Annotated in this window: 21 protein-coding genes; 15 read left to right on the forward strand and 6 right to left on the reverse strand. The window is 69.8% G+C overall.

The window, feature by feature from the left end; translation table 11 throughout:
- The first annotated feature begins 12 nt into the window (after nucleotides 1-12).
- From LSF15_RS06720 to LSF15_RS06740, 5 genes are read left to right on the forward strand one after another with little or no spacing between them, the layout of a single operon-like run.
- Nucleotides 13-1,518, forward strand: coding sequence for an FAD-binding oxidoreductase (locus LSF15_RS06720; RefSeq protein WP_232497751.1), 1,506 nt, complete (start codon nucleotides 13-15; stop codon nucleotides 1,516-1,518).
- 1 nt (nucleotide 1,519) lies between these two features.
- A complete protein-coding gene (locus LSF15_RS06725) occupies nucleotides 1,520-1,846 on the forward strand; it encodes a hypothetical protein (protein ID WP_232497752.1) in 327 nt (108 codons plus the stop codon).
- A gap of 21 nt (nucleotides 1,847-1,867) precedes the next feature.
- Entirely contained in the window at nucleotides 1,868-2,917 is a 1,050-nt protein-coding gene (locus LSF15_RS06730; RefSeq protein ID WP_232497753.1) for an LLM class flavin-dependent oxidoreductase, read from the forward strand.
- 7 nt (nucleotides 2,918-2,924) lie between these two features.
- On the forward strand, nucleotides 2,925-4,565 hold the full coding sequence (locus LSF15_RS06735; protein WP_232497754.1) for an alpha/beta fold hydrolase domain-containing protein: 1,641 nt from the start codon (nucleotides 2,925-2,927) through the stop codon (nucleotides 4,563-4,565).
- 56 nt (nucleotides 4,566-4,621) lie between these two features.
- A complete protein-coding gene (locus LSF15_RS06740) occupies nucleotides 4,622-5,614 on the forward strand; it encodes an arsenic resistance protein (protein WP_232497755.1) in 993 nt (330 codons plus the stop codon).
- Here LSF15_RS06740 and LSF15_RS06745 read toward each other — a convergent pair.
- The 3 genes from LSF15_RS06745 to LSF15_RS06755 all read right to left on the reverse strand — a co-directional run bounded on the left by LSF15_RS06745 (nucleotide 5,611) and on the right by LSF15_RS06755 (nucleotide 8,518).
- Nucleotides 5,611-6,114, reverse strand: a complete 504-nt coding sequence (locus LSF15_RS06745) for a GNAT family N-acetyltransferase (RefSeq protein ID WP_232497930.1) — start codon at nucleotides 6,112-6,114, stop codon at nucleotides 5,611-5,613. The genes LSF15_RS06740 and LSF15_RS06745 overlap by 4 nt on opposite strands.
- A gap of 142 nt (nucleotides 6,115-6,256) precedes the next feature.
- Entirely contained in the window at nucleotides 6,257-7,162 is a 906-nt protein-coding gene (locus tag LSF15_RS06750) for a metalloregulator ArsR/SmtB family transcription factor (RefSeq protein WP_232497756.1), read from the reverse strand.
- Between the two features lie 39 nt (nucleotides 7,163-7,201).
- Nucleotides 7,202-8,518 carry an NAD(P)-binding domain-containing protein gene (locus tag LSF15_RS06755; RefSeq protein ID WP_232497757.1) on the reverse strand — a complete coding sequence of 439 codons (1,317 nt, stop codon included), beginning with the start codon at nucleotides 8,516-8,518 and terminating at the stop codon, nucleotides 7,202-7,204.
- Between the two features lie 102 nt (nucleotides 8,519-8,620).
- Here LSF15_RS06755 and LSF15_RS06760 point away from each other — a divergent pair, with 102 nt between their 5' ends.
- From LSF15_RS06760 to LSF15_RS06780, 5 genes are all read left to right on the forward strand, one after another.
- A complete protein-coding gene (locus LSF15_RS06760; protein WP_372459945.1) occupies nucleotides 8,621-9,004 on the forward strand; it encodes an ArsR/SmtB family transcription factor in 384 nt (127 codons plus the stop codon).
- Nucleotides 9,005-9,035: 31 nt separating this feature from the next.
- The gene (locus tag LSF15_RS06765) at nucleotides 9,036-10,220 is read left to right on the forward strand and encodes a low temperature requirement protein A (protein WP_232497759.1); all 1,185 of its coding nucleotides are present in this window, start codon (nucleotides 9,036-9,038) and stop codon (nucleotides 10,218-10,220) included.
- 80 nt (nucleotides 10,221-10,300) lie between these two features.
- Nucleotides 10,301-10,711 (forward strand): arsenate reductase ArsC, encoded by a 411-nt coding sequence (locus tag LSF15_RS06770; RefSeq protein WP_232497760.1) that lies wholly within the window; start codon nucleotides 10,301-10,303, stop codon nucleotides 10,709-10,711.
- 2 nt (nucleotides 10,712-10,713) lie between these two features.
- The gene (trxB, locus tag LSF15_RS06775; RefSeq protein ID WP_232497761.1) at nucleotides 10,714-11,739 is read left to right on the forward strand and encodes a thioredoxin-disulfide reductase; all 1,026 of its coding nucleotides are present in this window, start codon (nucleotides 10,714-10,716) and stop codon (nucleotides 11,737-11,739) included.
- 35 nt (nucleotides 11,740-11,774) lie between these two features.
- The gene (locus tag LSF15_RS06780) at nucleotides 11,775-12,128 is read left to right on the forward strand and encodes a three-helix bundle dimerization domain-containing protein (protein WP_232497762.1); all 354 of its coding nucleotides are present in this window, start codon (nucleotides 11,775-11,777) and stop codon (nucleotides 12,126-12,128) included.
- Nucleotides 12,129-12,169: 41 nt separating this feature from the next.
- Here LSF15_RS06780 and LSF15_RS06785 read toward each other — a convergent pair whose 3' ends face one another.
- Together LSF15_RS06785 and LSF15_RS06790 are read right to left on the reverse strand one after the other, a co-directional pair.
- Nucleotides 12,170-12,709 carry a YbaK/EbsC family protein gene (locus LSF15_RS06785; protein ID WP_232497763.1) on the reverse strand — a complete coding sequence of 180 codons (540 nt, stop codon included), beginning with the start codon at nucleotides 12,707-12,709 and terminating at the stop codon, nucleotides 12,170-12,172.
- Between the two features lie 84 nt (nucleotides 12,710-12,793).
- A complete protein-coding gene (locus tag LSF15_RS06790; RefSeq protein ID WP_232497764.1) occupies nucleotides 12,794-13,879 on the reverse strand; it encodes an SDR family NAD(P)-dependent oxidoreductase in 1,086 nt (361 codons plus the stop codon).
- Between the two features lie 59 nt (nucleotides 13,880-13,938).
- Between LSF15_RS06790 and LSF15_RS06795 the strand changes: the two genes are divergently transcribed.
- Nucleotides 13,939-14,517, forward strand: a complete 579-nt coding sequence (locus tag LSF15_RS06795; RefSeq protein ID WP_232497765.1) for a TetR/AcrR family transcriptional regulator — start codon at nucleotides 13,939-13,941, stop codon at nucleotides 14,515-14,517.
- Between the two features lie 24 nt (nucleotides 14,518-14,541).
- Here LSF15_RS06795 and LSF15_RS06800 read toward each other — a convergent pair whose 3' ends face one another.
- Nucleotides 14,542-15,708 carry an ROK family transcriptional regulator gene (locus tag LSF15_RS06800; protein WP_232497766.1) on the reverse strand — a complete coding sequence of 389 codons (1,167 nt, stop codon included), beginning with the start codon at nucleotides 15,706-15,708 and terminating at the stop codon, nucleotides 14,542-14,544.
- Between the two features lie 144 nt (nucleotides 15,709-15,852).
- Here LSF15_RS06800 and LSF15_RS06805 point away from each other — a divergent pair, with 144 nt between their 5' ends.
- The 4 genes from LSF15_RS06805 to LSF15_RS06820 are packed head-to-tail and all read left to right on the forward strand — an operon-like array spanning nucleotide 15,853 to nucleotide 21,437.
- Nucleotides 15,853-17,151 (forward strand): ABC transporter substrate-binding protein, encoded by a 1,299-nt coding sequence (locus LSF15_RS06805; RefSeq protein WP_269756240.1) that lies wholly within the window; start codon nucleotides 15,853-15,855, stop codon nucleotides 17,149-17,151.
- 2 nt (nucleotides 17,152-17,153) lie between these two features.
- Nucleotides 17,154-18,149 (forward strand): carbohydrate ABC transporter permease, encoded by a 996-nt coding sequence (locus LSF15_RS06810; protein WP_232497767.1) that lies wholly within the window; start codon nucleotides 17,154-17,156, stop codon nucleotides 18,147-18,149.
- 1 nt (nucleotide 18,150) lies between these two features.
- Nucleotides 18,151-19,053 carry a carbohydrate ABC transporter permease gene (locus LSF15_RS06815; protein WP_232497768.1) on the forward strand — a complete coding sequence of 301 codons (903 nt, stop codon included), beginning with the start codon at nucleotides 18,151-18,153 and terminating at the stop codon, nucleotides 19,051-19,053.
- Nucleotides 19,050-21,437 (forward strand): beta-xylosidase/alpha-l-arabinosidase, encoded by a 2,388-nt coding sequence (locus tag LSF15_RS06820; RefSeq protein ID WP_232497769.1) that lies wholly within the window; start codon nucleotides 19,050-19,052, stop codon nucleotides 21,435-21,437. The genes LSF15_RS06815 and LSF15_RS06820 overlap by 4 nt, the downstream gene beginning before the upstream one ends.
- The last annotated feature ends 122 nt before the right edge of the window (nucleotides 21,438-21,559 follow it).

The raw sequence follows: 21,559 nt of genomic DNA on the forward strand, positions 1-21,559 counted from the left end.
GGGAGCTCACCGATGACGATCATGCTCGAGGACGTCGACGAGGTCGTCCGCGCCCTGCGCACCGCGCTCGCCGACGAACAGATCCTCACGGGACGTGGTGACCGCTACAACCGGGCGCGGGTGCCGGCGCCGTTCCCGGTGCACCGCTGGTCGGAGCGGGTCCCCGACGTCGTGGTGCTGCCGACGTCGACCGAGCAGGTGGCCGCGGTCGTGAAGATCGCCAACGACCTGCGGGTACCGGTCGTCCCCCGCGACGGGGGCACGGGACTCACCGACGGTGCGGTGCCGCTGCGCGGCGGGATCCTGATCGACGTCAAGCGCATGAACCAGGTGCACGAGCTCGACCTGGTGAACCGCACCGTCACGGTCGGCACGGGTATCAACATGCTGAAGCTCAACGAGTACCTTGCGCCGCACGGCCTCTTCTATCCCGACGATCCCGCGTCGTACCCGTGCTCGCTCGTCGGCGGGCGCATCGGCACGAGCGGCTGGTCGCTCATCGGCGCCCGCTACGGCCACACCCGCGACCTCGTGATGAGCTTCGACCACGTGCTGCCGACAGGCGAAATCTTGCATGTCGGCGACGGCATCGGTCGCAAGGTGTCGAAGTCGTCGAGCGGCTACCAGCTCAAGCATCTCTTCATGGGCCACCAGGGCACGCTCGGCATCGCGACGCGTGCGACGCTCAAGCTGTTCCCGAAGCCCGAGGCCGAGCTCTCGCCGTTCTGGGCGTTCGACAACTACGACGACGCGTACGCGTGCACCGGCGCCCTCGCGCGGGCCGGTGTCGCGACGTTCGCGGGGGCCGTGCTCTTCGACGAGCACAAGGTGGCCTACCTGCGGCGCGACGACGAGGCGTACATTCCGCAGCCCACCGACGTGCGCGCGCTCGTCTGCGCGGTCATGTACGGCTGGGACGACGAGGTTCGGGCCGGCGGGAAACGCCTCTTCCGCATCGCGAAGGAGCACGGTGCGCGTTACCTCGGCGACGAGATCTCGGAGGGCGACTGGGCGGCGCGGCACGACCGCTACGCGACTCCGTTGCACGGCCGAACGAAAGACGGCCAGGTCATCCCGATGAGCTGGCACTGCGAGGACGCGGCCATCAACTACTCCCACGTGCCCTCGGTCACCAGGGCGTGGCACGAGATCGTCGCCGACCTGCGGCGCCGGACCGACGTCTTCGACGACTGGGGCATGTTCGCGTACACCTCGGGGAGCACGGGTGTCGACTATCTCACCGAGATCGACGTCGGCATCTGGGAGCAGCAGCTCGATGATCGCGCCTGGGGCATGTGGGTCGACGCGAAACGCGCCATCGCCCGCGTCGCGCTCGACCACGGCGGCTCGATCAGCGCGTGCCACGGTTCGTGCCGCGAGGGCGAGGTCGACCTGGTGCCCGAGGAGCTCGGCCGCGGCTTCGACGTCATGCTCGACATCAAGCGCACCCTCGACCCGAACAACATCATGAACCCGGGCAAGTACCTGCTCGACCGCGCCTACCCCGAGGAGGGCTGAGATGGCATTCCGCTACGAGGAGCAGATGCAGCCGCCCGAGCCCCAGCGGGTGACGGATGTCGCGATCACGACCCACGAGCACGTCTACGAGGTCGACCCGCGGCTCATGGAGCGCTGGGTGCTGCAGCAGGCGTTCCCGAACTGGGACTCGCTGCGCATCATGAACGCGCGCGGCGATCACCTGGCCTGGATGCACGCGCACTTCGCGAACAGCGTCGTGACGGGTTCCGAACTGCTCGCCGAGGTCGACGCCGACGATGCGGCTCGGGGCGCCGAAGCGGCATCCGGCACCGAATCGTCGACGGTGACCGCACCACCCGATCGGTAACGCAACCCGAAGGAGATCGCCATGAAGTTCAGCTATGTCACGCTTCCCGTCTATCCGTTGGAACAGTCTCTGCGCTCGATCGAGCTCGCCGACGAACTCGGCTTCTACGGCGTGTACGCCGCGGACGAGACCTGGCACAAGGATCTCTGGCTCCTCTTCGCTGCGGCCGCCGACAGGACGAAGAACGTGCGGTTCGGGCCGAGTGCCTCCGGTGTCATGCTGCGCGAGCCGACCCTGATCGCCCAGGCGGCCGCGACCCTCGACGAACTCACGAACGGCCGCGCCGAGGTCGTACTGTCGAGTGGAAACTTCGGCCTGCTCGCCGAGTACAAGATCGACTGGAAGGGCACGAAACCGCTCTCGCGGGCGCTCGAAGGCGTGAAGGTCGTGCGCACGTTCCTCGACGACGGCGCCATCACGATGGACGGGGAATTCTTCTCGTACTCGGGGCTGACCACGTTCGCGCGACCCGTGCAGGAGCACCTCCCGGTCAAGATGGGCGCGATGCGCGGGCCCAAGTCGTTCGAGGCCAGCGCCGAGTTCTCCGACGGCTGCCACCACGCACTGAGCTACACGCGCGAGGCCTACGAGTACATGATCGAGCACTGCACGATCGGAGCCGAGCGGGCGGGCAAGAACGTGCAGGATCTCGATCTGGGCGCCTGGGTCGTGTTCTCGGTCGGCGAGGAGTCCGGCCCCGCGAAGGATGCGGCGCGCGCCATGGTCGGGCTCTACGCCTCGTCGATGCCCGACGAGCAGTTGCGTCGCAACGGCGTCGAGCCCGAGGAGTTCGGCCCGATCCTCGAGGCCCTCGGTGCGGGTGACCTCGCGGGGGCCATCGACCTGACATCGCCCGAGCTCGCCGAGAGGCTCTCGATCGCCGGCACCCCCGAGGAGTGCCTCGAGAAGATCCAGCGCGAGATCGCGCCCACGGGCATCAACCACATGATCCTCGCGATCACCGACGCCGCGCTCGTCAAGTCGTTCATGGGCCGTGAGGTCGAGGGCGTCGCCGACGTCGACACGCAGCTGCGGCTGGTGCACGACCGGATCATGCCCGCGTTCGCGTAGGCGTCCGGTGACGATCGAAGCGACGGATGTCGCGACCGGCGTGAAGACGAAACTGATCGTCTTCGTCCCGGGCATCGGCAGGGATCGGAGCGATGCGTTCCTCGAGCTGGTGCGCGAGCGCGCGGGGTCCGGCACCACGGTGGTCGCCCGCCCACAGCGGGTGAAGCCCTGGAGTGTCAGGAGAACGCCCGACCTCGAGGCCGCGAACCTCGACGCATACCTCGAACGGAATACGCACGACGTCGACGAGATCGTGCTCATCGGGCACAGCCTCGGCGGGCTCATCGTGCGGTCGGCCTGGCTCAAGGGCACCGGCTCCGAACGCAGGGAACCGTCTGCCTGGCCCGTGAAACTGAGTCGCATCGTGCTGCTCGGCGTTCCGAACGGAGGGTTCAAGTTCCGCAGGGGAGTCACCTTTCTGAAGCTGCTCTACGCCCTGGCATCGCCGTTCTTCGACTTCGCCATCGAACACGCGAAGTCGGGTGGGTACTGGGTGACGAATCTCCGGATCCTCTGGCTCGTCGCGTTCCGCATCCTCCCCGACCCGATGCGCCCGTACGTCGCCGAGGTCATCGGCGTCGACGATGTGCTCGTCACCGGCGACGACCTGACCGACAGCGATCAACTCTCCGACGCGGTGACGTTCCGGATCGACGCGACCGATCACCGCGGCCTCGTCGATCTGCGGACCGACGATGAGGTGAAGCTGCGCTGGCCCACCCTTGAGCGGGCGATCTTCGGTGCCCCCGAGCCGACTCGCAGGCTCGCCCCCCTCAGCCACAAGCGGGTGTACTTCATCTACCACGGCATCCGAGCGTCGGCCCACGACGACTGGGTCGCGGCCATGCGGGCCGAGCTGGCGACCGGGCGCGCGAAGGTCGTCGCGCCCGACACCGGTTACTTCTCGGCATTCGAGTTCGCGCTCCCGTTCGTGCGCAACCGCAAGGCGCATCAATTCCTCGAGAAGTACGGCGATGTCGCCGTCACCCACGACCCCGACAACTTCGCGTTCCTCGGCCATTCGAACGGCACCTACATGCTGGGGCGGTCGATGCTTCGCGTTCCGGCGGTGCGCTTTCGCAACATCCTGCTCGCGGGCACGGTGCTCAACCCGAACTTCGACTGGGAGTTGCTTCGCAGACGTCGACAGATCGGCTCCTACGGCCCGAACAAGAATGGACTCCGCGAGTGGAAGGACGGCGCGGTGCACAACGAGCGCGTTCGCATCGACGTGCCCGTCGGCGTGCTCTCGGCGTTCCTCGGCGGCCTGAAGCCGTTCAACGCCACCGTCGGTACGGGTGGCACCGCCGGCTTCGTGAACGCCGATGGGGTCGTCAGTCAAGACGACGGGTTCTATCGCGGCGGGCATGCGGGCGCGCTCAGCACCTCCGAGATGGCGCGCCGGGAGGAGATCGCCGCGTTCCTCAGGATCGGCAAGCCCGCCGATCATCCGACCGAGAAGCCGTCGGACTTCTTCGGCTGGGTCGGCCGGGTCGTCCCGATGCTGAGCTGGATCATCATCGGGTTGCTCGTCGCCCTGCTGGGGTTGCTGGTCGTTGTGCTGTGGACGGGCGGCCTCGAGTGGTGGTCGCTGCTCGTCGTCGGGGGGCCGCTGCTCGTCGCCTACGTGCTGCTGCGCACGGTGTGAGGCGCAACCGCGGGTTCGTCCGTTGCGCGTCGGCCGGCCCTCTCTAGGCTGAGGGGATGCGGCGGCTGGTGGACTGGTGGGACCATCACCAGGTCGCGCTCTACCTGGCCGCGATCGCCTCCGGAGGCGTGTTCGGGATCCTCGTTCCTGCCGCCGGGCCGGCGCTCGCGGTCGCGACCAACCCCGTGCTCGGGCTGCTGCTCTTCGCCACCTTCCTCGGCGTGCCCCTCATCGAGGTGGGGCGTTCGTTCAGGGACATCCGATTCCTCACGACGGTGCTCGCGGTCAACTTCGTCGTCGTCCCCATCGTCGCCTTCGGACTCTCGCGCTTCGTCGCCGACGATCAGGGCCTGCTCCTCGGGGTGCTGCTCGTGCTGCTGACCCCGTGCGTGGACTACGTGATCGTCTTCACGGGAATCGCGGGCGGCGCGCGACCGCAGCTGCTCGCGGCGACACCGCTGCTGATGCTGCTGCAGATCGTGCTGCTCCCCGCCTACCTGTGGCTCTTCGCGAGCGGCGACGGGGTCGAGGGCATCGACACCGGGCCGTTCGTCGAGGCGTTCGTCCTCCTCATCGCGTTGCCGCTCGTCGCGGCCGGCATCGTGCAGGCTGTTGCCCGCAGGCAGCGGTGGGGGCGAACGATCGAGAGCGTGATGGCCGGTGCGATGGTGCCGCTGCTGATGCTCACCCTGGCCGTCGTGGTCGGCTCGCAGATCGCCGACGTCGGCGGTGCCGCGCTCACCCTGGTTCGGGTCGTCCCGATCTACGTCGTGTTCCTGGCCGTCATGCTCTTCGTGGGGCTCGCTGCCGGGCGGATCGCCCGCCTCGACGTACCCCGAACCCGAGCCGTGATCTTCAGCGGTGCGACCCGCAATTCCCTGGTCATCCTGCCGCTCGCGCTCGCCCTCCCCGCCGACCTCGCCCTCGCTCCGCTCGCGGTCGTGACGCAGACCCTCATCGAACTGATCGGCATGGTCGTCTTCGTGCGCATCGTGCCGGTGCTCGCACGAGGGAGCCGGTTCCCGGCTTCGCCGGACCGCCCCACCTAGAGGTCTCGTGCCCAGTTCTGCCCCACGAGGTCGAATCCGAAACTGTGGTGCCGTTCCTCCTCGACCAGCTCGAAGCCGGTAGCTTCATAGATCCGGCGGGCGGAGACCAGCACGTCGTTCGTCCACAGCGTGATCCGCCGGTAGCCGGCAGTCCGCGCGAAGTCCAGGCAGGTGTCCACCAGGCGACGGCCCAAGCCGTGGCCCCGACCGGCCGGGTCGACCAGCAGGATCCGCAACTTCGCAGTGGTGTGGTCGACGGCTACGCAGAACACGCACCCGACCCGTCGCCCGTCGACCTCGGCGATCCAGGCCGCCTCCCTGGCTGGATCGTGATCAGCGGCGTAGTCCGCGACGATCCGGGCCACAAGCGCCTCGAAGCGGGTGTCCCAGCCGAACTCGGCGTTGTAGAGCTCGCCGTGGGCCATCACCACCCAGCCGAGGTCTCCTGGCCGGCCCAAACGGCGAATCACCGCGCGCTCTCGCGTTGTGTCGTCCTCCATCACGCCTCAGAACGTTGCAGACCCCACCTGGCTGGTGGCCGAGGATCACCGGGCGCTGTGTCGACCCTATGGGTGGAAGGCTACGCCCGGTCATGGTCGAACCCCGTCGGCCCGTGGCAACCGCAGCGCGGGGCAGAGGTGATTACACGGAAGCGAGCTCGGCGAGCAGTGAGCGCACGCGGCGCTCGATGTCATCGCGGATGCGCTGTACCTCAGCGTGCGGCTTGCCGACCGGGTCGTCGAGCTCCCAGTCGAGGTACCGGCGTCCGGGGTAGACCGGGCACGCATCGCCGCAGCCCATCGTGATGACGACATCGGCGGCGCGCACGACCTCGTCGGTCAACGGCTTCGGGTACTCGCCGGCGACCGGCACGCCGATCTCATCGAGGGCGGTGACGATCGAGCCGCGGAGCTGACCTGCGGGCTCGGATCCGGCGGTGCGGACGTGGACGCGGTCACCGCCGAGGTGACGGAGGATCGCCGACGCCATCTGAGATCGCCCGGCGTTCTGCACGCACACGAACAGCACCTCGGGAACCCCGGATGCCGGATGCGCGGCGTCGCGGGCGAGGGCGTCGAGGCGATCCGCGGCGAACTGGGCGGCAAGAGAGGGCAGGTAGCGGTCGGTTCCGGGCCTCGCGGCGAGCAGGTCGTAGCTCTCGCGCACGTAGCGTTCGACCGTCTCTCTGCCGAACGTGCCCCGATAGCGCTCGCTGAGGTCGGCCGCGACACGGTCGATGACGTGGTCGACATTCGCATCGTCAGCCATCGGGCGCGCCTGCTGCCCGAGCATCTCGCTGATGCGCTCGGCGTGCTCGGGTGCGAGTGAATACCAGGCTTTGCGCCCTTCGGGGAGGCGCTCGACGAGCCCCTCGTCGAGCAGGGTCTTCATGTGGTGACTCACGGTGGGCTGCCGCAGGCCGAGCCGCTCGGCCGTCGACCCCACCTGCACCCGCCCGTCGGGACTCTCGAGCATCTGCTGCAGGATCTTGGCGCGCGTCGGATCGGCGAGCACCCGGAGCCGGGTGGCATCGGTCGCGACATCCATAGATCGAAGTCTATGCGCTACGGTGCCACCCGTCGCCGGTCAGCAGCAGCCCGAGCCCGAGGCGCCCGAGGCGTCGGTCGAGCACACGCCGGTGGCTGGAAGGACGAGCGCGACCCGGCTGGCCGCGGCGACGTCGCCCGCGAGCCATGCCGTGATCGAGCGGACCTGCTCGTAGCCGGTGGCGAGCAGGAAGGTCGGCGCGCGACCGTAGCTCTTCATGCCGGCGAGGAAGAATCCGGGTTCGGGATGCTGCAGCTCGGCGAATCCGTGCGGCTCGACGGTGCCGCAGGTGTGCACGTTCGGGTCGATCAGCGGTGCGAGGCGCCTGGGGGCCTCGACGATCTCGTCGAGTTCGAGGCGGATCTCGCGGAGCATGTCGAGATTCGGGTGGAACCCGGTGGCGTTGACGACGACGTCGGTGTCGTGGTCGACGAGCTCGCCGTTGCGGGCACCGATGAGGCGAACGCCGTCGCCGTCGCGCGCGAGGCGCACGATCTCGAACCGGTCGACGACCGTGATGCGCCCGGCGGCGACGAGTGCGTCGACGCGGCGACCGATGTTCGCCCGCGCCGCGAGCTCGTCGTCGTCGGAGGTCGTGACGCGAACAGCGCTGGCATTGCGGATGAGCCAGGTGACGCGGGTGCCGGCCTCCTGTTCGGCGAGCTCGACGAGGGCCAGCAGCGTGTTGGCCGCCGAGTGGCCGGCACCGACGACCGTGGTGTGCCGGCCGGCGAACGTCGACCGGTCGCGGCCGAGCGCGTCGGGCAGCGCGTGGCTGACGCGATCGGCGACGTCGGCGAGACCGAGTGGCTCGAGCCCGCTCGACGCGAGGCTGTTCGGCCGCTCGTAGGTGCCCGAGGCGTCGATGACTGCGCGGGCGGTGACGTCCTCGACGCCGTCGTCGGTGCGCGCGCGGAGCAGGAACGGCGTCTGCGAGCGGCGAGCGGTGCGGGTGCGGTCCATGCCCTGGCGGGTGACGGCCTCGATCGTGACGCGGGTGCGGATGCGCGAGGCGATCGGATCGAGTTGCGCGAGCGGTTCGAGGTACTGCTCGACGAGGTCGGTGCCGGTCGGGAGCCGGTCGGGGGAGGGTAGCCGCCACCCGGTCGCCTCGAGCAGGCGTCGCGAGGCCGGGTCGACGACATGCTTCCACGGGGAGAACAGGCGCGTGTGGCCCCACTGCCTGATGCTCGAGCCGACCTCGTCGCCGGATTCGTAGATCACGAAGTCGATGCCTCGCTCGACGAGGTTCGCGGCAGCGGCGAGGCCGACCGGGCCCGCTCCGATGATCGCAACGGGCAGGGTGTCGAGGCTGCGCTGCTGCAGGCTCGTGACGGTGAGGTCGATCAGGGTCATGGCAGGTGTGCCTCCAGTGCATCGAAGTTCTTCGATATTGAGTGTGGCGACTATATCGAAGGTTGTCAATATTCGGCTAGCATGGGTCGCATGAGTTCGACGATGCTGCAGATCACCGACGTCACGCTGGTCGGCGATGTCACGGATGTCGCAGCCGACGCTGCTGCCTGCTGCATCCCGCTCACGCGCGAGACGATCGACGCCGACCGTGCCGAAGACCTCGCCCGCAAGCTCAAGGCCCTCGCCGATCCGACGCGGCTGCGGCTCGTCTCGATCGTCGCCGCGTCACAGGGCGAAGAGGCCTGTGTGTGCGACCTGATCGAACCGGTCGGGCTCAGCCAGCCCACGGTGTCGCATCACCTGCGCATCCTCATGGAGGCCGGCTTCCTGAGTCGCAGCAAGCGCGGCACGTGGGCGTACTACAAACTCGTGCCCGGCGCGCTCGGCCAGCTGTCGCAGCTGCTCGACGTCACCGCGTCGCGCTGACCGCACGCCGCCGCGGTGCCATGATGACCGCATGACGTTCGGCCTGCGACGCGACGTGCTGCGGACCCACGAGACTCCGCGCGACGACCGGGTCACCTACGTCGAGCTGTTCTTCGACCTCGTGTTCGTGTTCGCGCTCACCCAGCTCGGTGCCTACCTGTACGAGCACCAGACGCCGCTCGGTGCGCTCGAGGGCGTCACGCTCCTGTGCGCGCTGTGGTGGGCGTGGGTGTCGACGACGTGGGTGACGAACTGGCTCGATCCGGTGCGCCTGCCGGTGCGAGTCGCCGTGATCGCGCTGGCGGTCGTGGCATTCGTCATGAGCGTGTCGATCGCCGAGGCGTTCGGCGACCGGGCGTGGGCGTTCGCGATCGCCTACGTCGTGCTGCAGGTCGGTCGCTCGGGGTTCCTCGTGTGGGCGACGGCACGCCACGACGGGCCAGCGGCCCGCGACTTCGCGCACGTGCTCGCCTGGACGACGGCGGGCGCGGTGCTCTGGGTCGTCGGTGCGTTGCTGCCGCTGCCGCTGCAACTGCCGCTCTGGGTCGCGGCGGTCGCGCTCGAACTCCTCGGCAACGCGCTCGGGTATCCGGTGCCAGGCCGCGGACGCGTCGAGATCAGTGCCTGGGATGTCTCGGGGCCGCACATCGCCGAACGCACGGCGCTGTTCGTGCTCATCGCCCTCGGCGAGGGGCTGCTCGTCACCGGGTTCGCCTTCGTCGCAACCGAATCGTCGGTCGAGGCGGTCGTCGCGATGATCACGGCGATCGTGGCTGCAGCCGCGTGCTGGTGGATCTACTTCGACCACGGCGAACGCATCGGGTCCGACGTGATCGAGGCATCGGAGTCGCCGGGCCGACTGGCACGCACGGCGTACACCTGGGTGCACCTCGCCGTCGTCGGCGGCATCGTGATGCTCGGCGTCGGAGACAAGGAGGTGCTCGGTCACCCTCACGATCAGAGCTTCGCCGCCGTGGTGACCGTGCTCGGGGGGCCCCTGCTGTTCCTCGTCGGCACGCTGCTGTTCCGACGTGTGCTCGAGCGGCACTGGGCGCGCGCCCAGCTCGGCGGACTGCTCGCGCTGGCCGTGCTGGCCGCGTTCACGCCGTCCATCGACCCGCTCACGACCGGGGTGCTCGCTGCCGCGGTGCTGGTGCTGACCGCAGCGGGAGAGACGGTCGAGCGGGTGCGTCGCGGCCGACCGAGGGGCGGATGACCCATCGTGGTTCCAATTGCATAGATGGTGGTCTATTATTTGATGAACGTGCAGGAAGAAACCGCAGCAAGGGAGTCCCGATGACCGACAAGCCCACCGTATTGTTCGTGTGCGTGCACAACGCCGGCCGCTCGCAGATGGCCGCCGGCTACCTGCGCGAGTTGGCGGGTGACCGCGTCGAGGTGCTTTCGGCCGGCTCCGAGCCGAAGGACCGGATCAATCCCGTGGCCATCGAGGCGATGGCCGAAGAGGGCATCGACATCGCGGGCAGCACGCCCAAGATCCTCACCGTCGAGGCCGTCAAGGAGTCCGACGTCGTGATCACGATGGGCTGCGGCGACGCCTGCCCGATCTTCCCCGGCAAGCGCTACGAGGACTGGGAGCTCGACGACCCGGCCGGGCAGCAGCTCGAGATGGTGCGCCGGGTGCGCGACGACATCAAGGGCCGCGTCGAGGCACTGCTCGCTGAGATCGCACCCGCGGCGGCGTAGTCATGGGCGTCGTGAGGGGCGAGTCCGACGTGACGGTCGAGAAGGTCGAGAACGTCGTCGAGAACGTCGTCGTGATCGGGTCGGGCCCGTCGGGCTACACGGCCGCGCTCTACCTCGCACGGGCGGGCCTCGCACCCGTCGTGCTCGCCAGCTCGGTCGAGGCCGGCGGCGCGCTCGTCACGACGACCGAGGTCGAGAACTTCCCGGGCTTCGCCGACGGCATCTTGGGTCCCGACCTCATGGAGCAGATGCGTTCGCAGGCCGAGCGATTCGGCGCGCGCATCGTCTACGACGACGCGACCGAGGTCGAGCTCACCGGAGCCGTGAAGGTCGTCCGCACGATCAACGGCCTCGAGTATCGCGCCCACACCGTCGTGCTCGCCATGGGCTCGGCGTACCGCAAGCTCGGCGTCGAGGGCGAGGAGCGGCTCACGGGCCGCGGCGTCTCGTGGTGCGCCACGTGCGACGGTTTCTTCTTCAAGGGCAAGGACATCGCCGTGGTCGGCGGCGGCGACTCGGCGCTCGAAGAGGCGATGTTCCTCACTCGTTTCGCCGACTCGGTCACCCTCGTGCACCGTCGCGACTCGCTGCGCGCCTCGCGCATCATGCAGGAGCGCGCGTTCGCCAACCCCAAGATCCGTCCGCAGTGGAACTCCGAGGTCGTCTCCGTCGAGGGCGCCGACGGGCTCGAGCACCTGCAGCTGCGCGACACGCGCACGGGCGAGCGCGAGAGCCTCGCGGCGACCGGACTGTTCATCGCGATCGGCCACGACCCGCGCAGCGAGCTCGTCGCCGGGCAGGTCGATCTCGACCCCGTGGGCTACGTCGTGGTGGAGCATCCGTCGACCAGAACGAATCTCGACGGCGTCTTCGCGTGCGGTGATCTGGTCGACAAGCGGTACCGGCAGGCCATCACCGCAGCCGGAACCGGCTGTGCCGCGGCGCTCGACGCCGAGCACTACCTGGCCGAGAACGGCCTCGCCGATCCGGTCGAGGAGCAGCCGGCGATCGTGTTCGAGACGACCTGAGAACGCCCCAGACGCACGTCGAAAGGACAGGACAGATGAGCGAACTCGACGAAGCGCGCGCGATCGAGAACGTCGTCGCCCGGCTCGAGGCGAGGTTCCCGACCGTTTCGCACGAGGACGTCGCAGCGGTCGTGCGAGAGGAACAACACCGACTCGACGACGGCCGCGTGCGCGACTTCGTGCCGGTGCTCGTCGAGCACGCCGCGCGCGACCGGCTGCGGGCCGAAGCCGGCATCGACGCCGAATCGGCGGGCCCGGCGGCCGACGACGGCACGATGTCGCCCGCTGCGCGCGTCGGCGGGCAGACCGAGCTCGACCCCATGGAGATCGAGCGCAACTCCCGCCGCGGAGGGTTCCTCTTCGGCGACATCGGCGGCGGCCCGGTCTGACGTCACGGCGCAGCCGTCGCGCGCTGGGCATCCGTCGAGCGTCAGGCGATCGCGATCGCGAGGGTCTCGGCGTTCGGCAGCGCGGAAAGCAGCGAGCCGGTCACGAGCAGCTTCGACCCGCGGATGCCGCTGCCGATGATCAGGCGCTCGTGCGCGGCGACCGACTCGTCGATGAGCAGCGGCCAGTCGGCCGGCAGCCCGATCGGCGTGATGCCGCCGTACTCCATGCCGCTGAGCTCGACCGCCTCGTCCATCGGCGCGAACGAGAGCCTGCGCGCACCGAGATGCCGCCGCACCGCACCGTTCACGTCGAGCCGGTCGGACCCGCGCACCATGCACGCCGCGTACCACGTGCGCTCGCCGCGGCGTGCCTGCACGATCACGCAGTTCGCTCCGTCGCCGGGGTCGATCTCGTAGTGCGCGCAGAAGGCGGCGGTGTCGGCGAGCGTCGGGTCGATGGCGGCCACGAGCGCGTCAGCGGATGCCGCTGCCGACGCCGCTCGCAGCGCCGCCGCGGTCGGCGCGGCGAGCAGGCCGGGCGAGTCGATGGCGGTGGTGAAGTCGAGCGTTCCGAAGCGCATGAAGCGAGCGTACGAGGTGGGCGCCGCACCGGTCGCCGATGAATGCGCATCAGTGTCGTCGTCGTCGCTCACGTCGCCGCTCGCTTACGCCGCCGACCAGCCGCCGTCGCTCGCGAGCACGACGCCGTTGATGTTCACGCCGTCGTCGCTCAGCAGGAACGTGATCGATGCGGCGAGGGCCTCTGCCTCGGCGGCGTCGGGGAGGATCGTCATCGCGAGGCGCACCCGTTCGGCGCCGAGCGGCGACGCGAAGCTCGCCTCGATGTTGGTGATCGTCGGGCCGGGAGCCACGGCGTTCACGCGCAGGCCGCTCGGGCCGTACATGAACGCGGTCGACTTCGTGAGTCCGACGACCGCGTGCTTCGACGCCGTGTAGGCGACTCCCGCGGCCGAGCCGCGCAGCGCGGCCTCGCTGGCCGTGTTCACGATCGAGCCCGCGCCCTGCGCGAGCATCGTCGGCACGACGGCGCGCATGAGCTTCATGGTGCCGTCGACGTTCACCGAGAACACGCGCTTCCACACCGCGTCGGTGAGTTCACCGATCGGCGTCATGTCGTCCATGATCCCGGCGATGTTCGCGAGGCCGTCGATGCGGTCGCCCGCGGCCGCGACGATCTCGGCGACCTTGGCGTCGTCGGTGATGTCGGCGACGATGGTGACGATCTCGGCGCCGGAGTGCTCGCCGGCGAATTCGTCGAGGCGCTCCTGCGACACGTCGACGGCGACGACACGGCCGCCCTCACGGGCGATGCGCGATGCCGTCGCGCGGCCGATGCCCGAGCCGGCGCCGGTGACGATGACGGTCTTGCCCGTGAAGCGGCCCTGGTCGAGTCGCTCGACCCACTCGGGGCGCTCGACCTCTGCCGCCGAAGCCGCTGCGGCATCGGCGACATCGGACTCGCCTGCGGCGGAACCGGTCGTGGCAGGGACATCCGACCCGGACGGCACGTCGCCGGCGGCAGCGCGCGCAACCAGGTCGTCGACCATCTGCTGGCTGAACCGGCCCTTGCTCAGCTTGATCAGGCGCTTGATCGCGAGGCGCTGCACGGGCTTCAGCACGTCGGGGTCCTGGCCGGACTGAGCGAGGAGGTCGCGGATGATGGGACCGCCGACGGGGTGCTCGACCCAGGTCTTGATCGAGTCGTCGCCGGTGAGGGTCTTGGGGGTCATGGTGGTGCTTCCTTCGCTCGGATTACCGGACATCACTGTCCGGTAGTACGCTAACACCCGTGGCTGAGAGTGGGAAGAGCGTCTCAGGGACTCGTAAGGTCAACCGTGGGCCGAGCGCAGGGCCCGAGAATCGACGCGCCCTCATCGCGGCGGCCCGCGAGGTGTTCGCCGCCGACGGGCTGAACGCGCCGTTCAATGCCGTGGCGAAGAAGGCCGGCGTCGGCCAGGGGAGCCTCTATCGGCACTTCCCCGACCGGGTCGCGCTCGCGGTGGCGGTGTTCGATGAGAACCTCGACCAGCTCGAGGCCGCAGTCGCCGCGCCCGACGCGACGCTCGGCGACCTGATCGACCACATCATCGAGCAGGCCCTCGTCTCGACGGCGTTCATCGACCTGATCTGGAACAACCAGCACGACGAACGCGTCGCGCACATCGGCGCTCGCCTCGGTGCGCTCGCCGAACGCCTGCTCGTACGCGAACACGCCGCCGGTCGCATCGGCGAGCACGTCGAGGCGGCCGATGTGCTGCTGGCGATCTCGATGCTCGCCGACGTGCTCGCGCGCTCCGCGGCCGACGAGCGGCAGGCGGTCGCCGAGCGAGCCCGCACGATCTTCCGCAACGCGTTCGCCCCGCGCTGACCGAGCGCCGGCCTCGCCGGCCGCTCAGCGCACGAGCGGGTCGGCGAGCAGGTCGGCGAAGGCGATCTCGGCGGCGCCGATGAGCAGGCGGTTCTCGCCGAGCGCGGCGACGCGAATCGAGAGGCCCTCGGATGCCGCGGGCATCGCCTGCGCCGCGACCGCGTGCTCGAGCGCGCCGAGGTCACGCTCCGCGAGCGTCGCGAGGAATCCGCCGAGCACGATGAGCGAGGGGTTGAGCACGTTCACGGCGTTGCAGAGCGCGGTCGCGAGGATGCGCGACTGCCGGCCGACCTCGTCGGCGACTGCAGTGGAGTCGGTTGCGGCGAGGGCGGCGGCCAGCGCGGGTTCGTCACCGTGGTCGAGCCCGACGACCTCGAGCAGGCGAGCGCGACTCACCTCGTCTTCGAGCACGCCCTCGGCGGCGCGTCGATCGTCGATCATCGCGATACCCGGGCGGTTCTGACCGAACTCGCCGGCGTAGCCTGCCGAACCGCCGACGGGGCGCCCATGCACGATGAGCCCGCCGCCGATGCCGCTCGCACCGCCGTTCAGGTAGACCATGTCGTCGACGCCGCGTCCGGCGCCGAACAGGTGCTCGGCGATCGCGCCCAGACTCGCGTCGTTGCCGACGGCGGTCGGCAGACCCGTGGCCGCTTCGACGAGAGCGCGGATCGGGACATCCGACCACAGCAGGTGCGGTGCGAACCGGACGAGCCCATCGCTCGCGCGCACCAGGCCCGGCACGGCCAGGCCGACGCCGACGAATCGCGCGTCGCGCAGGTCGCCGGAGCGCCAGCGATCGAGGGCGGATGCCACGAGCTCGGCGGTCTCGTCGGGGGAGGGCAGGTGGTCGACCTCGATGCGCTCACGTGCGGGGATGCCGCCGTCGATGCCGACCGCGGCGATCGTGACGGCGTCGACCTCGGGGTTCACGGCGATCGCGAGCACGCGGGGATCGGGCGCGACGACGGGGGAGGGGCGGCCGACGCGGTTCGTGGGGTCGGGCGCCTGCTCGATCGTGAGACCGCGCGCGGTGAGCTCGGCGACGAGCGACGCGACCGTCGATCGGTTGAGGCCCGTCATCGCCGTGAGGCGGGCGCGCGAGAGCGGCCCTTCGAGGTGCACGTGGCCGAGCACTTTCGAGAGGTTTCGGCGGTGGACGCCGTCGAATGTTCCTGCCCGGTCTGTCACGCGTCAACTCTAGGCGGGTCACGGGTTGATGACGGTTGGGCGCGCCACTATTTGTTGCGCTTGACCCCAAATCCGAATGGACGTATATTCAACACGTCCAAATCACTTTCGACGCAGAAGTCGAAACTTTCGAGAGGTTCAAAGATGAACAGACGCAGCACCTCCCGGCTCGTCGCGCTCACCGCCGCCGCGGGCCTCGCCGTCGCCGCGCTCAGCGGGTGTGCGACCGGCTCCGGCGGTTCCGAGGGATCCGACGGCGACGTGACGCTCACGTGGTGGCACAACGCCACGTCGGGCCCCATGCCCGCAGTCTGGGAGGAGGTCGCTGCCGAGTTCGAGGCCGACCACCCCGGAGTCACGGTCGAGCAGACCGGCTACCAGAACGAAGAGCTCCAGCGCACCCTGATCCCGAACGCCCTCGCGGCCGGTGACCCGCCCGACCTGTTCCAGGTCTGGCCCGGCGGCGAGCTGCGCGACCAGGTCGCCAACGAGTACCTCATGCCCCTCGACGACGTCATCCCCGACACCGTCTCGAGCGTCGGCGCCACCGTCAACCCGTGGCAGGTCGGCGGCGAGACCTACGGCATCCCGTTCACCTTCGGCATCGAGGGCTTCTGGTACAACGCCGACCTGTTCGAGCAGGCCGGCATCGACGAGACCCCGACCACGCTCGACGAACTCGTCGACGCCGCCGGCAAGCTGCGCGAGGCGGGCATCACCCCGATCTCGGTCGGCGCGGGCGACAAGTGGCCGGCCGCGCACTGGTGGTACCAGTTCGCGCTGCACTCGTGCGCTCCCGAGGTGCTGCAGGCGGCAGAGACCGAGTTCGACTTCAGCGACGACTGCTGGGTCGAGGCGGGCGAGCAGCTGAAGGAGTTCCTCGGCACCGACCCGTTCCAGGAGGGCTTCCTCGGCACCCCCGCCCAGACGGGTGCGGGCAGCTCGGCAGGCCTCGTCGCGAACGGCCAGGCGGCCATGGAGCTCATGGGCCACTGGAACGCCGGCGTCATCGGCGGGCTCACCGCCGACCAGCAGGTGCCCGAGTTCCTCGGATGGTTCCCGTTCCCCGGCATCCCCGGCGCGGCGGGCGACCCGACGGCGGCGCTCGGCGGCGGTGACGGCTTCGGCTGCTCGGCCGACGCTCCGCCGGAGTGCGCCGAGCTGCTCGAGTACATCATGAGCGAAGACGTGCAGAAGCGGTTCGCGGCGAGCGGGTCGGGCATTCCGACCGTGCCCAGCGCGGTGTCGTCGCTCGAAGACCAGAACCTCGCGGCGGTCGCCGAAGGCCTCGCGGCCTCGTCGTTCGTGCAGCTCTGGTTCGACACCGCCCTCGGCACGACCGTCGGCAACGCCATGAACGAGGGCATCGTGAACCTGTTCGGTGACGCGGGCACGCCCGAGGACATCGTGACGAAGATGCAGGACGCGGCGGCGACGCTCTAGCCATGACCAGTGTCATCGAGTCGGCCGGGCCCGCGGTTTCCGCGGGCTCGGCCCCCGCCCCGAAGCCCCGGCGATCCCGCCCGGGCACGGGTCGCAAGTGGGCCGAGATCGTGCTGTTCGTCGGCCCGGCCCTCGTGCTGTTCCTCGGCTTCGTGATCCTGCCGGTCGTGCTCGCGGGTGTCTACAGCTTCTACAACCTGCCGCAGGCATTCCAGTGGGACGACCTCGCCGACCCGGAGCGCTTCGTCGGCTTCGAGAACTACATCCGGGCCCTGACCGACCCGGCGTTCCAGAAGTCGGTCGGCAACAACTTCCTCATCCTCGTGCTGTCGCTGCTCATCCAGGGGCCGCTCGCGATCGGCATCGCGCTGCTGCTCAACCGCAAGCTGCGCGGCCGCGGGGCGCTGCGCCTGCTCATCTTCGTGCCGTACGTGCTCGCCGAGGTCATCGCCGGCCTCTCGTGGAAACTGCTGCTGCAGCCGCAGGGCGGCGTGAACGCGATGCTCGAGGCGGTCGGCCTCGGGGCATGGCAGCAGAACTGGCTCGCCGACCCGAACATCGCGCTTTGGACGATGTTCGCGATCCTGACCTGGAAGTACATCGGGTTCGCGATCCTGCTGATGCTCGCCGGCCTGCAGGGCGTGCCCGAAGAGCTCGCCGAGGCGGCCTCGATCGATGGTGCGAGCTGGTGGCAGATCCAGCGGCACATCACCATCCCGCTGCTCGGCCCGACCATCCGCATCTGGGTGTTCCTGTCGATGATCGGCGCCCTGCAGCTCTTCGACATGGTCTGGGTCACCACGCGCGGCGGCCCGCTGAATGCGACCTCGACGATGGCCACGTACATGGTCGAGAAGGGCCAGTTCGGCGGCCAGCCCGGATTCGGCAGCGCCGTCGCGGTCATCCTGTTCTTCATCTCCCTGGTCGTGGCGCTCGTCTACCAGCGCTTCGCCCTGCGCCGCGATCTCGCCGGCGCCATCACGAGAGGGGTGCGCTGACATGTCGGCCACCATCACTGCCCCCGCGGCCGACGCGGCCCGCACAGAACCCGGGCCCGACCCAGCCGGACGGCGCATCGACTGGGGACAGCCGTTCGTCTACCTCGTCGCGCTCGTCATCGCGGCGGTCGCGATCGGCCCGGTGCTCTACGTGTTCATCGGCGGGTTCCGCACCACGGCCGACCTGAACGCGAACCCTGCCGGCATGCCCGACCCGTGGACCCTGCAGAACTGGGCGGCCGTGCTCGGCTCGACCCGGTTCTGGGGCAACGTGCTGTCGAGCATGATCCTGGCCTTCGGCACGACCGCCGGTGTCGTGGTGGTCGGCGTGATGGCGGCGTTCGTCATCGCCCGCTACACGTTCCGCGGTCGCGAGGGGCTCTACCTGCTGTTCGCCGCGGGGTTGATGTTCCCGCTCACCGTCGCGGCACTGCCGCTGACCCTGCTGCTTCGAACGCTCGGGCTGCACGGCACGTTCCTGGGCGTGATCATCCCGTCGATCGCCTTCGCGCTGCCGACGACGATCATCATCCTCGTGCCGTTCCTGCGCGCGATCCCCGACGAGCTCGAGGAGGCCGCCGCCATCGACGGCACGACTCGCATCGGCTTCTTCTGGCGCATCCTGCTGCCGCTCTCGATGCCGGGCCTCGTCACGGTCGGCGTGCTCGCGTTCGTCGGCAGTTGGAACGGCTACCTCCTGCCGCTGCTCGTCATCAGCACCGGCACCCTGCCGCAGGAGCTGTGGCCGCTGCCGCTCGGTGTCACGCAGTTCTCGACGCAGTACTCGCAGGACACGGGCGCCGTGCTGGCGTACACCTCGCTCGCGATGCTGCCGGCACTCGCGTCCTTCCTGTTCGCCGAGAAGCGCATCGTCGGCGGCCTGACCGGGGCGGTGAAGGGATGACGAATGTCGAGAACGATCAGATGACGGATGTCTCGTGGCGCGACCCATTCCGGAGCCTCGACGATCGCGTCGAAGCGCTCATCGCGCAGATGACGCTCGACGAGAAGCTCGCGCAGCTCTACGGCGTGTGGGTCGGCGCGTCCGACGAGGGCGGCGACGTCGCCCCGCACCAGCACGACCTGAACGACGACGTCGACCTCGACGAGCTGTTGCCGTCGGGGCTCGGCCAGCTGACCCGCCCGTTCGGCACGGCGCCGGTCGACGCCGCGGTCGGCGCACTCTCGCTCGCCCGCACCCAGCAGCGCATCGTCGACGCGAACCGCTTCGGCATCCCGGCGCTCGCGCACGAGGAGTGCCTTGCGGGCTTCGCGGCGTGGGGCGCGACCGCCTACCCGGTTCCGCTCTCGTGGGGCGCGACGTTCGATCCCGAGATCGTCGAGCGGATGTCCCGCCGCATCGGCGACGACCTGCGCTCGGTCGGCGTGCACCAGGGTCTCGCGCCCGTGCTCGACGTCGTGCGCGATGCGCGCTGGGGCCGGGTCGAGGAGACCATCGGCGAGGACCCCTACCTCGTCGCGACGGTCGGCACCGCATACGTGCGGGGACTCGAGTCGTCGGGCGTGGTGGCGACGCTGAAGCACTTCGTCGGCTACTCGGCCTCGCGGGCCGGTCGCAACCTCGCGCCGGTGTCGATCGGCCGTCGCGAGCTCGCCGATGTGTTGCTGCCGCCGTTCGAGATGGCGATCCGCGAGGGCGGCGCGCGAAGTGTGATGAACTCCTACACCGACCTCGACGGGGTGCCGTCGGCGGGCGACCGCGCGCTGCTCACCGAGCTGTTGCGCGACACGTGGGGCTTCGACGGCACCGTCGTGGCCGACTACTTCTCGGTTGCATTCCTGAAGCTGCTGCACGGCACGGCCGGCACGTGGGCCGAGGCGGCCGAGGCCGCGCTCGACGCCGGCATCGACGTCGAACTGCCCACGGTGAAGGCGTTCGGCGAACCCCTGCGCCTCGCGATCGAGGCGGGCGCGGTCGACGCGTCCCTCGTCGACACCGCCCTGCGCCGGGTGCTGCGACAGAAGGCCGAGCTCGGCCTGTTCGACGCCGACTGGTCGCCCGTGCCGCCGGCGCTCGCGGGGGCCGACCTGACGCACGCCGCCGAGCTTCGCGGCACCATCGACCTCGACTCCGAGGGCAACCGGGCGCTCGCACGCGAGCTCGCCGAGCGGGCGGTCGTGCTCGTGCGCAACGACGGAACGCTGCCCCTCGCCGCGCCCGCCGTCATCGCGGTCGTCGGTCCGAACGCCGACGACCCGTACGCCATGCTCGGCTGCTATTCGTTCCCGACCCACGTGGTGTCGCAACACCCGGGTGTCGAACTGGGCATCCGCATCCCGACCCTGCTCGAGGCGCTCCGCGCGGAGTTCCCGACGAGCGAGATCCGTTGGGCACGCGGCACGACCGTCGACGGCGGCGAGACCGACGGCATCGCCGAGGCGGCCGAGGTCGCGGCATCCGCTGACGTGGCGATCATGGCGCTCGGCGACCGTGCCGGCCTGTTCGGCCGCGGCACGAGCGGCGAGGGCTGCGATGCCGAGTCGCTCGACCTGCCCGGTGCGCAGCAGCAGCTCGTCGACGCGGTGCTCGACACGGGAACCCCCACTATGCTGACCCTGCTGGCCGGGCGCCCCTACGCGCTCGGTCGGGCGGTCGACGAGTCGGCCGCGATCGTGCAGGCGTTCTTCGCCGGTGAAGAGGGCGCTCCGGCGATCGCCGGGGTGCTCAGCGGACGGGTGAACCCGAGCGGGCGCCTGCCGGTGTCGATCCCCGCCGGGGCCGGCTCGCAGCCGACGACGTACCTCGCGGCCCCGCTCGCTCGCGCGAGCGACGTGTCGAACGTCGACCCGACCGCGGCATTCCCGTTCGGGCATGGACTCGGCTACGCCGGGTTCGAGTGGAGTTCGTTCGGCGGCGACGAGTCCGTGGCCGACACCGACGGGGTTGTGACGGTGCGCCTGCGCGTGCGCAACGCGGGCAGCCGATCGGGCGCCGACGTCGTGCAGCTCTACCTTCACGATCCGGTCGCCACCGTCGTGCGCCCGGTGCAGCGGTTGATCGGGTACGTTCGCGTCGAGCTCGAGCCGGGCGCGGCGGCCGACGTGTCGTTCACGGTGCCGGCCGACCTCGCGTCGTTCACGGGTCGCGACGGTCGTCGAATCGTCGAGGCGGGTGAGCTCGTGCTGAGCGCAGGCCGGTCGAGCGCCGACCTGCCGTTCTCGCACATCGTGCGGCTCACGGGCGTCGTGCGCCTGCTCGACCACACGAGGCGCCTGACCCCCGACGTGATCGTCGAGGCCACGGTGGAGGCATCCGTCATCGACTGACCCGCCCCTGTAGTCCCGCGTGAGCTCCTCCCACTGAGCAGGCGGTACACCAGCGCCGATCGACGTTTGCCTGGTCGAGACGAGCACTGGTCATCTGCCCGTTCGGCGTCGATCATTGAAGC

This window comes from Agromyces humatus, from assembly GCF_021228295.1.
GTDB classification, from domain to species: Bacteria; Actinomycetota; Actinomycetes; order Actinomycetales; family Microbacteriaceae; genus Agromyces; species Agromyces humatus.